Consider the following 14,161-nt stretch of genomic DNA (forward strand, 5'->3'; position numbering starts at 1 on the left):
GGCAAATCAGAATGGAGTGAATCATAGCGAAACTAAATCGATCTGCGAAATTGATTGTAGTTATCGAAGGGATAGCTTTCAAGAATATTCTTGGTAGAAATATATTGAACCTTATTAACCAACTCTTGATTCGTGAAAATACCTATTAGTTCAATGTCAAGCGTCTGCTAGAATCGTCAGCTTTCCGTAAGAATTCACAGGAAGGTTGCAATGGATACGCCGAACGACCAGAAAGAAGAAATTCGCCAACAATTGCGCCAGGCGGCGCTTGAATACCATGAATTTCCGACACCCGGAAAAATTAGCGTTACTCCCACCAAGCAACTGACCAACCAGCGCGACCTGTCGCTGGCCTATTCCCCTGGCGTTGCGGCCGCCTGCGAGGAAATCGTGGTCGACCCTGCCAATGCCTTCCGCTACACCGCACGCGGCAACCTGGTTGCCGTCATTTCCAACGGTACCGCCGTTCTCGGCCTGGGCAATATCGGCGCGCTGGCATCCAAGCCGGTGATGGAAGGCAAGGGCGTGCTGTTCAAGAAATTCGCCGGCATCGACGTGTTCGATATCGAAGTCAACGAAACCGATCCCGACAAGCTGTGCGACATCATTGCCGCGCTGGAGCCGACCTTTGGCGGCGTCAACCTGGAAGACATCAAGGCGCCCGAGTGCTTCTACATCGAGCGCAAGCTGCGCGAGAAGATGAAGATCCCGGTTTTCCACGATGACCAGCATGGCACCGCCATCATCGTCGGCGCCGCCATCCTGAATGGCCTGAAGGTGGTCGGCAAGGGCATGAAGGAATGCAAGATGGTGGTCAGCGGCGCCGGTGCGGCCGCGCTGGCCTGCCTGGACCTGATGGTCGACCTTGGCTTCCCGATCGAGAACATCTGGGTAACCGACCTGGCAGGCGTGGTGTATTCCGGACGCGTCGAACTGATGGACCCGGACAAGGCGCGCTTTGCGCAGCCGACCGAGGCCCGCAGCCTGAACGACGTGATCGCCGATGCCGACATCTTCCTCGGCCTGTCGGCCGGCGGCGTGCTGAAGCAGGACATGGTCATGAAGATGGCGCCGCGTCCGCTGATCCTGGCGCTGGCCAACCCGAATCCGGAAATCACGCCGGAAGACGTGAAGGCGGTGCGCAGCGACGCCGTGATCGCGACCGGCCGTTCGGACTATCCGAACCAGGTCAACAATGTGCTGTGCTTCCCCTACATCTTCCGCGGCGCGCTCGACTGCGGCGCCACCACCATCACCCGCGACATGGAAATCGCCTCGGTGCATGCGATCGCCGGCCTTGCCCAGGAAGAGCAGTCCGACATCGTCGCCACCACCTACGGCATCACCAATCTGTCGTTCGGCCCGGAATACATCATCCCCAAGCCTTTCGATCCGCGCCTGATGGAGCGCATCGCGCTGGCGGTGGCCAAGGCGGCCGAAGCGGGCGGCGTTGCCGCGCGTCCGATCCAGGATGTGCAGGCCTATACCGAGCGCCTGCAGCAATTCGTCTACCGCAGCGGCACTTTCATGAAGCCGATCTTCGCGGTGGCCAAGAAGGCGCCTGCGGAACTGAAGCGCATCGTCTATGCCGAGGGTGAGGAAGAGAAAGTGCTGCGCGCGGTGCAGGTGGTGGTCGACGAGACCCTGGCCAAGCCTATCCTGGTTGGTCGTCCTGCCGTGCTGGCGCAGCGCATCGAGAAGTTCGGCCTGCGCCTGCGTCCGGGCGTGGACTTCGAGGTGATCAATCCCGAGTTTGACGAGCGTTTCCGCAGCTACTGGGAGACCTACCTGCAGATGACGATCAGGAAGGGCATCAGCCAGCAGTACGCCAAGCTGGAAATGCGCCGTCGTCACACCCTGATCGGCGCCATGATGGTCCACAAGGGCGATGCCGACGGCATGATCTGCGGCACCTACGGCACTACCGACGTGCATCTGCGCTACATCGACCATGTGCTGGGCAAGCGTGAAGGCGTCAATGTCTATGCGGCGATGAATGCGCTGCTGCTGCAGGACCGCCAGATCATGATCGTCGACACCCATGTCAACGAGAACCCGAGCGCCGAGCAGATCGCCGAGATCACGCTGCTGGCCGCCGAGGAGATGCGCCGCTTTGGCCTGATGCCGCGGGTGGCGCTGCTGTCGCATTCCAACTTCGGCACCAGCAACAGCGAATCGGCCAGGAAGATGCGCCAGGCGCTCGCGCTGCTGCGCGAGCTGGACCCGCAACTGGAAGTCGATGGCGAAATGCATGGCGACACCGCGCTGAACCCGGCGCTGTTGAAGCGCACCATGCCCGACAGCAGCCTGAGCGGCGAAGCCAACCTGCTGGTGATGCCCAATATCGACGCCGCCAACATTGCCTACAACCTGCTCAAGACCACGGCCGGCAACGGCATTGCGATCGGGCCGGTGCTGCTGGGCTGCGCCAAGCCGGTACACATCCTGACGCCGTCAGCGACCGTGCGACGCATCGTCAACATGACGGCGCTGTGTGTGGTAGATGCGGTGTATCAGCGCTGAGCGCTTTAAGCTTTGATTAAAAACCGCTGCTGATGGCAGCGGTTTTTTTTCGGGTCGATTTATTTGGGGAGGAGGGCGGTCGGTAATTGCTGTGGCGGTTGCAGTTGCCGTTGCGGTTGCAGTTGCAGTTGCCGTTGCGGTTGCTTCTGAAGTTGCCTTTAAGTCCCGTTGAGCGCGCCGTGACGTCGGTGCGTGGAGCGGGAAAAGGTGCGGCGTCTGTCTGAGTCAAGCGCAGCTTGGCGAGTTTAGCCGCGCCCCGCTCCATGCACCGACGGCACGGGGACCCTCGCGCAGCGAGGGCGCGATCACCGGGTCGCCTTTTTTTGCCTACTTTTTTTGGCGAAGCAAAAAAAGTAGGTCGCCCGCCGGGGCGAACTCCCGGCCTGGTCATGACGATAGTGCAGTCGGCTTGTTTCACCAGGGGTAAGGCGTCACTGCGAAGCAGCAGTTGCTTTTGACGTTTGAAGTTTCAATACGAACGTCAACAACAACCCCGACAGTACTGCCCGTGCCTTGCCGGGTGACGCAATACGGCTGCACTACCGTGGAGACAAGCCGGGAGTCCGTCCCGGCAGCCGGGTTACTTTTTTGCTTCGCCAAAAAAGTAACCAAAAAAGGCGACCCGATGATCGCGCCCCCGCTGCGCGGGGGTTCCCGTGTCAGCGGTACCCGGAGCGGGGCGCGGCTAAACTCGCCAAGCTGCGCTTGACTCAGACAGACGCCGCACCTTTTCCCGCTCCGGGCACCGCTGACACGGCGCGCTCAACGGGACTTCACTGCAACGGCAACGGCAACGGCAACGGCAACGGCAACGGCAACGGCAACGGCAACGGTCACTTCAAAAGCAGCTGTAAACACATCAGCTGTCGCTACGGGTACTTCAAAGGCGGTTTCAACAGTAACGGTAACCGCGTCCGCCTCATTCGCCAGCCAGCTTCAAGCCAATGATCCCCGCCACAATCAACCCCACGCTGACCAGCCGTGCCGCGCTGGCCGACTCGCCGAACAGCACAATGCCGAGTAACACCGTGCCGACCGCACCCACCCCGACCCAGACCGCATAAGCCGTCCCCACCGGCAGCCCACGCATCGCAATGCCAAGCAATCCTATGCTGACCAGCATCGCGGCGGCGGTGCCGAGGCTGGGCCAGAGGCGGGTGAAGCCCTCGGTGTATTTCAGGCCGATGGCCCAGGCCACTTCGAACAGGCCGGCGATGATGAGGAGTATCCAGTTCATGGAATTGCAGGGCGACGGGCGCCATCAAACACAAAGCCTCAACACTACGCAGTCTGCGGCGTCCGGTGAAGAGCGCAAGCAAGGCTTTTGCTTGCACTGCGCCCAGACCTGCCGATCATGGCCAAAAAAATTAAAGATTTGGCATCGCTTGCCGTTAAAGCCGGGCCACCAAGGTCATCGAGTCTGCTGTCAAGTCTTTTTCAAAAAAACTTCAAAAAGTTCCTCAAGGTTTTTCAGGGCCCTCCGTTAAGTAACTTGTAACCCGCAGGGAACGCCGAACAGGGCACCGAACGGGCTGGCTGAGCGGCCAGATTTCTTAACCAGTTTCTTAGGAGAACAGCATGTCCGTTATCAATACCAACGTCGCTTCCCTGAATGCACAACGTAACCTGAGCAGCTCGTCGGCTGGCCTGACGACCTCCCTGCAGCGCCTGTCTTCCGGCCTGCGCATCAACAGCGCCAAGGACGACGCTGCCGGCATGGCGATCTCGGAGCGCATGACCGCCCAGATCCGCGGCTCCAACCAGGCAGCCCGCAACGCCAACGACGGTATCTCGCTGGCGCAGACCGCCGAAGGCGACCTCGGCTCGATCTCCAACAACCTGCAGCGCATGCGCGAACTGTCAGTGCAGGCAGCCAATGCTTCCAACAGCGATTCCGACCGCGCCGCGCTGCAGACCGAAGTCACCGCACTGAAGAGCGAGATCGATCGCGTTGCAAAGAACTCCTCGTTCAACGGCGTGAAGCTGCTGGATGGCTCGTTCAGTGCGCAAACCTTCCAGATCGGCGCAAACAATACTGAAAACGACCGCATCACTGTCGACAAGATTGGCAGCGCCAGAGCTTCCCAACTCGGCAGTGCCGGTGCGACGTTCAAGGCGGAAGCAAAAGGCGGAGCAATGACCGACGATACAAAGCTTGCTGCCGGTGACCTGACGCTGAATGGCGTGCAAGTTGGAGCAGCCCAAGCTGGCGCCGCCCCTGGCCAGAGCGCGACCAGCGCCTGGGCAAAGGCAGCTGCAATCAATGCCGTGTCTGCACAAAGTGGTGTAACCGCAACTGCACAGCCAGCAAAGGTTGAGAGCGATGAGACTGGCGTTACCGCAGGCGCTCTTGTGGCTGGCGCAAGTCTGATGATCAATGGCGTTGACATTGGCGACATAGCCGACGGTGGTGACGAAATTGGGCAGGGTGCAAACACGGCGGCAGCTATTAACAAGAAAAGTACCGAAACGGGTGTGACTGCGACCGCAGATGCTAAGACCGGCAAGCTGACACTGACTGCTGCCGACGGCCGCGATATCCAATTGGGGATTTCTGGCGATGCTGCTGACACTGACGCAACAAAAGTAGCTTCTGCAGCAGCGGTTGCATCGGTCACAGGTCTGACCGTAGGTACGCAGGCAGATAGCGCCACAAACGCCAAATCGGCACCTGTGACCACCCAGGGCACCATTAATCTGACCAGCACCAATAAGGATGGGATCGTTATTTCGGGGGGTAACGCCGCAGCCGCGACCGGCCTGGATCCAACCGGAACCTATGACGCAGACATGGTGTCCGAGGTGAACAGTGTCGAGAGCATCGACATCTCCACCGCCGCCGGCGCCCAGAAAGCCCTGGAAGCCATCGACGGCGCGCTGAAGTCGATCAACGACAGCCGCTCCGACCTCGGCGCCCTGCAGAACCGTTTCGGCTCCGTGGTCTCCGGCCTGGCGACCACGACCGAGAACCTGTCGGCATCGCGTAGCCGCATCACCGACACCGACTTCGCTTCGGAGACCGCGAACATGACCCGCAGCCAGATCCTGCAGCAGGCCGGTACCGCGATGCTGGCCCAGGCAAACCAGCTGCCCAACAGCGTGATGTCGCTGCTGAGGGGTTAATACCCGGACTCGCCCGGTAACGTTTCAGGACGTTCTCTCGAATAAAACGGAAAACGGGCGACTGTTTTCCGTTTTGTCATTAGCAGAAAGGGTGCATCATGAACATCGCTCCAGTATCAGGCGCCGGTTTATCGCCGCTCGCCGCGCAGGGAGTCAACAACAGTCAGGCGGATATGCAGCTGCGCGCAGCACGGCAGCCGGAGGCTGTGAAGCAGCAGGAAGCGGGGAGCCTTGGCGCCGAGGCGGCCGAGGCCGATCCGAAGGAAGTCAAGCAGCGTGTGGAAGAACTCAATGCCGCGATGAAGCAGCATGCCAGCAGCATCCTGTTCTCCATCGACGAGGAATCCGGACGCACCATCGTCAAGGTGGTCGATACCGATACCGATACCGTGCTGCGGCAATATCCGTCCAAGGAACTGCTGGCGATATCGAAGCAGATCGACAAGTTCCAGGGCATGTTCATCAAGACGCAGGCATAACACGCAAGGAGTATCGCAAATGGGCTTGTCCGCTCCCGGCATCGGTTCCAACCTGGATATCAATACCATCGTCACTCAGCTGATGTCGGTGGAAGGACGCAAGCTGACCACGCTGCAGACGCAGGAAGCGTCCTACCAGTCCAAGGTGTCGGCCTTCGGGCAGGTGCAGAGCGCATTTTCGAGCTTCCAGACCGCGGTCAATTCGCTGTCCACGGTGCAGCAGTTCCAGGCCGCCACCGCCACGGCGTCCGACACGGCCGTGCTGTCGGCCAAGGCCACCTCCACGGCCACGCCCGGCGCCTATGCGCTGGAAGTGAGCAAGCTGGCGCAGGCGCAGAAACTGGCGACGGCAGGCCAGGCGTCGACCACCACGACGGTCGGCACCGGCACCATCACCTTCCAGTTCGGCACCATTGCCGGCACCGTTGAAACCCCAGCCGGTTCCGGCATCTATCCCGCGCCGGCCAGAAATGCCGACGGCACCTATACCGGCGCGACCTTCAAGCCCGGCACCGCCGAAAGCAAGACCGTCACCATCGGCGCCAGCAACAATTCCCTGGCAGGCATACGCGATGCCATCAACGGCGCCAAGATCGGCGTGACCGCCACCATCGTCAACGACGGCGGCGCCCAGCCCAACCGGCTGGTGCTGACCAATAGCGCCACCGGCGAAGCCAGCAGCATGAGGATCTCGGTGTCGGACGATCCGGACGGCGGCCTGTCGGGGCTGCTCAACCACGATCCCGCAACGGCAACGCAGAACCTGAAGGAGACGGTGGCCGCGCAGGATGCCGAATTCACGCTCGATGGCCTGAAGGTGAAGAAGCCATCCAACACCGTGACCGACGCCATCGCCGGCGTGACGCTCAACCTGACCAAGACCAATGCCGGCAGCCCGACCACGCTGACGGTGGCACGCGACAGCGCCTCGGTGGTGTCGGCGGTGAACAAGTTCGTCAGCGCCTACAACGCCATCGCCAAGACGCTCACCGATGCCTCGGCCTACAACGCCACCACCAAGACCGGCGCCATCCTGAATGGCGATTCCTCGATACGCGGCGCGCAGAACCAGTTGCGCGGCCTGCTGTCGAGCTCGATCGGCGGCGGCTATGGCGCTTACAGCCGGCTGTCAGATATTGGCGTGACGATGCAGAAGAACGGCACGCTGGAACTCGACACCACCAAGCTGACCAAAGCGCTGGAGACCAACTTCAATGACGTCGCCGGCCTGTTCGCCGCGGCCGGCAAGGCCAGCGACAGCCTGGTGTCCTATACCACCTCGACCGCAGCGACCAAGGCCGGCGCCTATGGCCTGAACATCAGCCAGATGGCCAGCCAGAGCACGGTCACCGGCGCAGGCGTACCGACGCAGCTGACGTTCGCCGCCCCGGACAACAAGCTGTCACTGGGCCTGAACGGCGTGCAAAGCGAGATCGCGCTCAATGACAGCTATGCCGACGCCGGTGCGCTGGCACTGGACCTGCAGTCGAAGATGAATGCCAGCAAGGCCTATGCCGGTTCGCCGGTGAAGGTGGCGGTGGTCGACGGCAAGATTGCGATCACGTCCGACGCCTATGGCAGCGGCTCGATGTTCTCGGTGTCGGGCGCCGCCGCGGCACAGGTGTTCGGCGGCAGCCCGGTATCGGTGGCGGGGCAGGACGTGGCCGGCACCATCAATGGCGCCAGCGCCACCGGCAAGGGCCGCATGCTGACCGCAGGCACGGGCGATGCCGAAGGACTGCAGGTCTCCATCACCGGCGGCACCACGGGAGACCGCGGCACCGTCAATTTCTCGCGCGGCTATGCGTCGCAGTTCAGCGCGCTGGTGGGCACCATCATCGGCGAGAACGGCAGCCTGGATGCGCGCACCAAGGGCCTCAATTCCTCGATCACCAGCCTGCGCAAGCAGCAGGAGGCGGAGCAGAACCGGCTGACCAACCGCGAGGCCGCCCTGCGCAAGCAGTTCACCGCGCTCGATACACAGATCAGCAAGCTCAATTCGGTGAGTTCCTACCTGACCCAGCAGCTGGCGCAGATTGCGTCGCTGTCCAGTTCGTCCAACTGAACATGATGCACCACGATCAGCCCATGCTCGACGACAACCAGCTGCTGGATGCCTACCAGCAGATGGCCGACCTGTCGGCCAGGATGCTGGCCGCCACAGGCGAACGGGAATGGGAGGCGCTGGACGAGCAGGAGCGGCAGCAGGATGCGCTGTTTGCGATCCTGCAGCGGGCCGATGCCGGACAGCGGCGTCCGGCCGACGTGCTGCGCAGGCAGCAGGCATTGATCCAGCAGATACTGGACAACCAGAGCAAGCGCCGCGAGCTGGCGCTGGAGTGGCGCGCAAGCGTCGGCGCACTGCTCGACAGCGTCGACTCGGCCCGGCGCATTGCCAAGGCTTACGGCTAACGCAATTTTCCATGACGGCCCGCTGCCATGGCGGGTGTTCTGCATGAGGCCACCGACTCTGCGCTGGCTTGCCCATGCTTTCTTTCCTCCCCTTCCCAAAGCAAAATTTTTATCAGAATTCCTCTACGCAAACGCTAATGATTAATGCGGATGTGCCGATAAAGAAAGTGAAATTGCAAACAGACCGCGCCGGCAAGGCAACGATGCAGGCGAGCGCAGGCGGCACGGCTGGCCATGGCTTCATGGCGCAGGGACTTCAAGGAGAAAGCAATGTTTGGTTCGATGAACAAGGGCGCAAACGCCTACGCGAGTGTGGGACTGGAAACCGGCGTGGCCGCAGCCAGCCCGCACAAGCTGATCGTGATGCTGTTCGACGGCGCGCTCACTTCGCTCAATATCGCGCTGATTGAAATGCGCGCCAACAACGTGGCAGCCAAGGGCCGCGCCATTTCCAAGGCGATACGCATCATCGAGGAAGGCTTGCGCGCCAGCCTGGACAAGTCGGCAGGCGGCGCCATCGCGGGCAGCCTGGATTCGCTGTACGAATACATTTCTGGCCGCCTGCTGCGGGCCAACCTGGAAAACCGCACGGAAGACATCGAGGAGGCGCAGCGCCTGCTGGGCGACCTGCGCGGCGCCTGGCTGGCGATCGATCCGGAAGCCGCTGCGCGCAACCGCGCCGCGGCAATCCAGCCGCCGGCAGCCGCTGCGCAAGGTTTGCGCGCCTACGCAGTCTGAACCGCGCCGACGCCGGGCTTGGCGGTTGCGCTGCACCATCGCCGCGCTTTTGCGCAGAGCCGCACCGGCGTTTGGTTCCGCTGCTGCAAGGCGCACAGCCATGCTATAAGACAGGCGTGCCGACTTGATGAAAGGTGACGCTATGGCCAAGAAAGAGGAACTCGACGAGGAAACCCTGGCGCTGATTCACTGGTGCATCGAAGTGGAAGGGTTTCTGGTGAAGGGCGGCGCCACGGTGGAAGAGGCGCAGGAGCATATCGAGGAACAGATCGAGTGGTTTACCGACCAGTTCTACGATGGCCTGACGCCCGAGGAAGCGGCAAAGGAAGCGCTGGCCTGACGGCCGGCATCGCCATACGGCGCCTTCATTGAAGGCGCCGTTTTTCTGTGACTTGCGATAACAAGGAAAATTCATGAGACAAACCGCATTCCACGCCGCCGCCGCGCTTGCCGCGCTGCTGGCAGCCGCTCCCCATCTGCATGCGCAGGACAAGGCGGAGAGCAAGGCCGAAGGCAAGACGGAGATCCAGTGGCTGGGCCAGGCCACCACCCGCATCACCACGCCGGGCGGCAAGGTCATCGTGATCGATCCCTGGGTCACCAGCAATCCGAAGACGCCCGAGCAGTTCAAGTCGCTGGAGGCCATGGGCAAGGTCGACCTGATCCTGGTGACCCACGGTCACTTCGACCATTTCGCCGATGCGCCGGCATTGTCGAAGCTGACCAATGCACCCGTCTACGGTCCGGCGGGACTGATGCAATCGGTGGCGGCGCTGGGCATTCTGCCGGCCAGCCAGGCAGTGCGCTTCGGCAAGGGCGGCACGGTGACGCCGATCGGCGCCGACATCAAGATCACCCAGGTCCACGCCGAGCACAGTTCGGAGCTGGCCCACAAGAATGCCGCCACCGGCAAGGACGAGGTGCATGTCGGCGGCGAGCCGGCCGGCTTCATCATCGAGCTGGAAAACGGCTTCAAGATCTACCACATGGGCGACACCGGCCTGTTCGGCGACATGGCCATGATCGGCTCGTACTACAAGCCGGACCTGGTGATGATCCCGATCGGCGGGCACTTCGTGATGTCGCCCAGGGACGCAGCCTATGCGACCAAGGAAATGATCAAGCCGCGCTTCGCCATTCCGATTCATTACGGCACCACGCCGCAGCTGAAGGGCACCACAGCCGAGTACATCGGCGCGCTGGGGCAGGGCCAGGCCAAGGTGTTTCCAATCAGCCCCGGCGAGAAGCTGACGTTCTGACCGGCGGGCAAGGGCGTGCGGCGCTATGGCCCGGGCTGCATCGCCTTAATCCGTCACCTTGCCGCGCAGCGCCTTGATCTGGCCGCGGCTGGACTTGGTTTCCAGCCGTTTCCTTTGCGAGCTGCGGGTCGGGCGCGTTGGCCGCCGCACCCGTTGCGGCACTGCCATCGCCTCGACAATGTCCTGCAGCCGCCGCAGCGCATCCTCGCGGTTCTGTTCCTGGCTGCGATGGGCCTGCGCCTTGAGCACCAGCACGCCGTCGCGCGTGATGCGCTGGTCGCTTGATGCCAGCAGCCTTTCCTTGATGGCTTCGGGCAGCGACGAGGCGCGGATGTCGAAGCGCAGGTGAATGGCGCTGGACACCTTGTTGACGTTCTGCCCGCCGGCGCCCTGCGCCCGCACTGCGGTGATCTCGACTTCGCTTTCCGGTATCGGCGGTGCATGCAGCATGCTCACTCCTTGCTGTCCGGGACGATGCCGCGGATCACATCCACCAACTCACGCGCATAGTGCGGCAGGCCCTCCAGCGTCTGCACCACCACGCTGCGCTCGCGCAGCGCCCACGGCTCGGTCAGCTCCAACAGCGACAGCCGCATGGTGCGGCTGTGCCGCAGCGCCGCCGACTGCGGCAGGATGCCGATGCCGACCCGGGCCTCGACCATGCGGCACATCGCCTCGAAGCCGCGCACCTGGATGCGCAATTCCAGCCGCTGGCCTGCCTCCGACACGATGCGGTTCAGGAAATGCCACAGCGTGCTGCCTTCATGCAGGCCGATGTGGGGATAGGCCAGGGTGTCGGCAAAGGCCACGCTGCCGGCATCGGCCAGCGGATGGTCCGGCGCGGTCGCCAGCACCAGCCTGTCGGTGGAGAAATTGATGATCTCCAACCCCTGGCCCTGCACCGGCCCGGCGGCGATGCCGATGTCGGCCGTGCCTTCCTGTATGCCGCGCACGATGTCCTGGTTCAGCCTTTCCTCCAGCGCCACATTGACCTGCGGATGGCGGGCCAGAAAGGCGCCCAGCACTTCGGGCATGAACTCGGTAACGGCGGTGGTGTTGGCGAAGATGCGGATATGGCCCTTGATGCCATTGTTGTACTGCTGCATGTCGCTCTTCAACCGTTCCACCTGCTGCATGAACTGTTGCGCATGGGCCAGCAGCGTCTCGCCGGCTGGCGACAGCTGCACGCCCTTGTTCTCGCGGTAGAGCAGGCGCATGCCGAAGCGCGATTCCAGCTCCTTGATGCGGTTGCTGGCAGCGGCCAGCGACATGTGGCTGCGTTCGGCCGCGCGGGTCAGGCTCTTCTGTTGGGCAATGTGGATGAACAAACGCAGGTCGGTCAGGTCGAACAGCATGATGGCTTCCAGGTGGGGCAGGCCGATATTTTACGGCGCGCGGCAATGCTTCACGAAAATGATAGCCCCCCTTAGAAAATTGCAGATTGCGCAAGACGGCATCAGACAGCACACTGGCCGCCATTCCGATATGACAGGGAACGCAATGACAGACCATGCTTTCGACCTGCCCCTGCTGCAGCAATGGGTGGGCAGAACCGAGGTGAAGGAAGACCTGATCCAGCCGGCCATGGCGTCGGCGCTGGCCGCCACGCTGGACCAGGCCGCTCCGGCCGCCGAACTGCCGCCGCTGTGGCACTGGATCTATTTCTGGACCGTGGCGCCGGCCTCCGAAGTGGGCGCCGACGGCCATCCGCAACGCGGCGGCTTCCTGCCGCCGGTGCCGCTGCCGCGCCGCATGTGGGCCGGCGGCCGCCTGACCTTCACCGCGCCGCTGGCCATCGGCCGTGAGGCGACCCGTACCTCGCGCATCCTCAATGTCGAGGCCAAGGCCGGCGCCAGCGGGCAGCTGGCCTTCGTCACGGTGCGCCACGAGATCGCGCAGGACGGTCGCATTGCCGTCACCGAAGAGCATGACATCGTCTACCGCGACCTGCCGCAGCCCGGCGCCGCTGCGCCGGCCGGCAAGCCCGCGCCGCAGGAGGCTGCCTGGACGCGCGAGATCGTGCCCGACCCGGTGCTGCTGTTTCGCTATTCCGCGCTGACCTTCAACGGCCACCGTATCCACTATGACCGCAGTTATGTGACCGGCGTCGAGGGCTATCCGGGCCTGATCGTGCATGGCCCGCTGATTGCCACGCTGCTGCTGGACCTGCTGCGCCGCAATATGCCCGAAGCGGTGGTGAAGGAATTCAGCTTCAGGGCAGTGGGCCCGCTGTTTGACATCGAGCCCTTCACGGTATGCGGCCAGCCCGGCGCGGACGGCCGCGTGAAGCTGTGGGCAAAGAACCAGCGCGGCGAACTGGCGATGCAGGCCGAAGCAGTCATCAGCGCATAAGCCCGGCAAGCATCGCAGGGCGCATTGCGCGCAGCGCAATGCGCCGCTCCCGCCGCAGCCCCACCGCGCATCGGCACCGCGCGTTGGCGTCGATAACGACAACAGGAATCCATCATGCACAAACATAACGACCCCTACCAGGACATCCGAGACGCGGTGCGCGCGCTGTGCGCGGAATTTCCTGCCGAGTACTTCCGCAAGATCGACGAGGAGCGCGGCTATCCGGAAGCCTTCGTCAATGCGCTGACCAAGGCCGGCTGGCTGGCCGCGCTGATACCGCAGGAATACGGCGGCTCCGGACTGGGCCTGACCGAGGCTTCGGTGATCATGGAAGAGATCAACCGCTCCGGCGGCAATTCCGGCGCCTGCCACGGCCAGATGTACAACATGGGCACGCTGCTGCGCCATGGCTCGGAGCAGCAAAAACAGTTCTACCTGCCCAAGATCGCCAGCGGCGAACTGCGGCTGCAGTCGATGGCCGTGACCGAGCCTTCCACCGGCACCGACACCACCAAGCTCAAGACCACCGCGGTCAGGAAGGGCGACAAATACGTGGTCAATGGCCAGAAGGTATGGATCTCGCGGGTGCAGCATTCCGACCTGATGATCCTGCTGGCGCGCACCACGCCGCTGGCCGAGGTGAAGAAGAAGTCCGAAGGCATGTCGATCTTCGTGGTCGACCTGCGCGAAGCGGTGGGCAAGGGTCTGAGCGTGCGGCCGATTCCGAACATGGTCAACCACGAGACCAACGAGCTGTTCTTCGAGAACCTGGAGATTCCGGCGGGAAACCTGATCGGCGAGGAAGGCAAGGGCTTCAAGTACATTCTCGACGGTCTCAATGCCGAGCGCACCCTGATTGCCGCCGAATGCATCGGCGACGGCTACTGGTTCATCGACAAGGTCACCAGATATGTTTCCGAACGCGAAGTGTTTGGCCGGCCGATCGGCCAGAACCAGGGCGTGCAGTTCCCGATCGCCAAGGCCTTCGTCAACATCGAGGCGGCCAACCTGATGCGCTACAAGGCCTGCGAGCTGTTCGATGCGCACCAGCCCTGCGGCGCCGAAGCCAACATGGCCAAGATGCTGGCGGCCGATGCTTCCTGGGAAGCGGCCAATGCCTGCCTGCAGTTCCACGGCGGCTTCGGCTTCGCCGCCGAATACGATGTCGAGCGCAAGTTCCGCGAAACCCGGCTCTACCAGGTTGCGCCGATCTCGACCAACCTGATCCTGTCCTACGTGGCCGAGCACATGCTCGGACTGCCACGTTCGTTCTGA

At 62.6% G+C, this 14,161-nt stretch carries 13 protein-coding genes; 10 read left to right on the forward strand and 3 right to left on the reverse strand.

Features of this window, described 5'->3' with window-relative positions:
* The first annotated feature begins 210 nt into the window (after positions 1-210).
* Positions 211-2,523, forward strand: a complete 2,313-nt coding sequence (locus tag ABC383_RS00450) for an NADP-dependent malic enzyme (protein ID WP_413010965.1) — start codon at positions 211-213, stop codon at positions 2,521-2,523.
* Positions 2,524-3,442: 919 nt separating this feature from the next.
* Here ABC383_RS00450 and sugE read toward each other — a convergent pair.
* A complete protein-coding gene (gene sugE, locus ABC383_RS00455) occupies positions 3,443-3,760 on the reverse strand; it encodes a quaternary ammonium compound efflux SMR transporter SugE (protein WP_413010967.1) in 318 nt (105 codons plus the stop codon).
* Positions 3,761-4,101: 341 nt separating this feature from the next.
* On the opposite strand from sugE, the gene ABC383_RS00460 reads away from it, so the two are divergent.
* The 7 genes from ABC383_RS00460 to ABC383_RS00490 all read left to right on the forward strand — a co-directional run bounded on the left by ABC383_RS00460 (position 4,102) and on the right by ABC383_RS00490 (position 10,534).
* Entirely contained in the window at positions 4,102-5,646 is a 1,545-nt protein-coding gene (locus tag ABC383_RS00460) for a flagellin N-terminal helical domain-containing protein (RefSeq protein WP_413010969.1), read from the forward strand.
* A 98-nt stretch (positions 5,647-5,744) separates the two neighbouring features.
* A complete protein-coding gene (locus tag ABC383_RS00465; RefSeq protein ID WP_413010971.1) occupies positions 5,745-6,125 on the forward strand; it encodes a flagellar protein FlaG in 381 nt (126 codons plus the stop codon).
* Positions 6,126-6,144: 19 nt separating this feature from the next.
* Positions 6,145-8,190: a flagellar filament capping protein FliD gene (gene fliD / locus ABC383_RS00470; protein WP_413010973.1), complete on the forward strand. Its 2,046-nt coding sequence runs from the start codon at positions 6,145-6,147 to the stop codon at positions 8,188-8,190.
* A 2-nt stretch (positions 8,191-8,192) separates the two neighbouring features.
* The gene (locus tag ABC383_RS00475) at positions 8,193-8,537 is read left to right on the forward strand and encodes a flagellar protein FliT (protein WP_413010975.1); all 345 of its coding nucleotides are present in this window, start codon (positions 8,193-8,195) and stop codon (positions 8,535-8,537) included.
* A gap of 270 nt (positions 8,538-8,807) precedes the next feature.
* Complete coding sequence (fliS, locus tag ABC383_RS00480) at positions 8,808-9,275, forward strand: flagellar export chaperone FliS (protein ID WP_413010977.1); 468 nt, start codon at positions 8,808-8,810, stop codon at positions 9,273-9,275.
* 142 nt (positions 9,276-9,417) lie between these two features.
* On the forward strand, positions 9,418-9,615 hold the full coding sequence (locus ABC383_RS00485; protein WP_194712824.1) for a hypothetical protein: 198 nt from the start codon (positions 9,418-9,420) through the stop codon (positions 9,613-9,615).
* 73 nt (positions 9,616-9,688) lie between these two features.
* Positions 9,689-10,534 carry a metal-dependent hydrolase gene (locus tag ABC383_RS00490; RefSeq protein ID WP_413010979.1) on the forward strand — a complete coding sequence of 282 codons (846 nt, stop codon included), beginning with the start codon at positions 9,689-9,691 and terminating at the stop codon, positions 10,532-10,534.
* Between the two features lie 45 nt (positions 10,535-10,579).
* Here the strand turns inward: ABC383_RS00490 and arfB are convergent, their stop codons facing one another.
* Positions 10,580-10,984 (reverse strand): alternative ribosome rescue aminoacyl-tRNA hydrolase ArfB, encoded by a 405-nt coding sequence (gene arfB / locus ABC383_RS00495; RefSeq protein WP_413010981.1) that lies wholly within the window; start codon positions 10,982-10,984, stop codon positions 10,580-10,582.
* A gap of 2 nt (positions 10,985-10,986) precedes the next feature.
* A complete protein-coding gene (locus ABC383_RS00500; RefSeq protein WP_413010983.1) occupies positions 10,987-11,889 on the reverse strand; it encodes a LysR family transcriptional regulator in 903 nt (300 codons plus the stop codon).
* A gap of 145 nt (positions 11,890-12,034) precedes the next feature.
* On the opposite strand from ABC383_RS00500, the gene ABC383_RS00505 reads away from it, so the two are divergent.
* Complete coding sequence (locus ABC383_RS00505) at positions 12,035-12,886, forward strand: HTD2 family dehydratase (protein WP_413010985.1); 852 nt, start codon at positions 12,035-12,037, stop codon at positions 12,884-12,886.
* Between the two features lie 114 nt (positions 12,887-13,000).
* Positions 13,001-14,161, forward strand: a complete 1,161-nt coding sequence (locus ABC383_RS00510) for an acyl-CoA dehydrogenase family protein (RefSeq protein WP_413010987.1) — start codon at positions 13,001-13,003, stop codon at positions 14,159-14,161.

This window comes from Noviherbaspirillum phoenicis, from assembly GCF_047237965.1.
In the GTDB taxonomy this organism is placed as follows: Bacteria; Pseudomonadota; Gammaproteobacteria; order Burkholderiales; family Burkholderiaceae_D; genus Noviherbaspirillum_A.

Bases quoted from the DNA above. Each gene is read 5' to 3' on its own strand.
- ABC383_RS00450 (WP_413010965.1), top strand. From the start codon at position 211: ATGGATACGCCGAACGACCAGAAAGAAGAAATTCGCCAACAATTGCGC.
- sugE (WP_413010967.1), bottom strand. From the start codon at position 3,760: ATGAACTGGATACTCCTCATCATCGCCGGCCTGTTCGAAGTGGCCTGG.
- ABC383_RS00460 (WP_413010969.1), top strand. From the start codon at position 4,102: ATGTCCGTTATCAATACCAACGTCGCTTCCCTGAATGCACAACGTAAC.
- ABC383_RS00465 (WP_413010971.1), top strand. From the start codon at position 5,745: ATGAACATCGCTCCAGTATCAGGCGCCGGTTTATCGCCGCTCGCCGCG.
- fliD (WP_413010973.1), top strand. From the start codon at position 6,145: ATGGGCTTGTCCGCTCCCGGCATCGGTTCCAACCTGGATATCAATACC.
- ABC383_RS00475 (WP_413010975.1), top strand. From the start codon at position 8,193: ATGATGCACCACGATCAGCCCATGCTCGACGACAACCAGCTGCTGGAT.
- fliS (WP_413010977.1), top strand. From the start codon at position 8,808: ATGTTTGGTTCGATGAACAAGGGCGCAAACGCCTACGCGAGTGTGGGA.
- ABC383_RS00485 (WP_194712824.1), top strand. From the start codon at position 9,418: ATGGCCAAGAAAGAGGAACTCGACGAGGAAACCCTGGCGCTGATTCAC.
- ABC383_RS00490 (WP_413010979.1), top strand. From the start codon at position 9,689: ATGAGACAAACCGCATTCCACGCCGCCGCCGCGCTTGCCGCGCTGCTG.
- arfB (WP_413010981.1), bottom strand. From the start codon at position 10,984: ATGCTGCATGCACCGCCGATACCGGAAAGCGAAGTCGAGATCACCGCA.
- ABC383_RS00500 (WP_413010983.1), bottom strand. From the start codon at position 11,889: ATGCTGTTCGACCTGACCGACCTGCGTTTGTTCATCCACATTGCCCAA.
- ABC383_RS00505 (WP_413010985.1), top strand. From the start codon at position 12,035: ATGACAGACCATGCTTTCGACCTGCCCCTGCTGCAGCAATGGGTGGGC.
- ABC383_RS00510 (WP_413010987.1), top strand. From the start codon at position 13,001: ATGCACAAACATAACGACCCCTACCAGGACATCCGAGACGCGGTGCGC.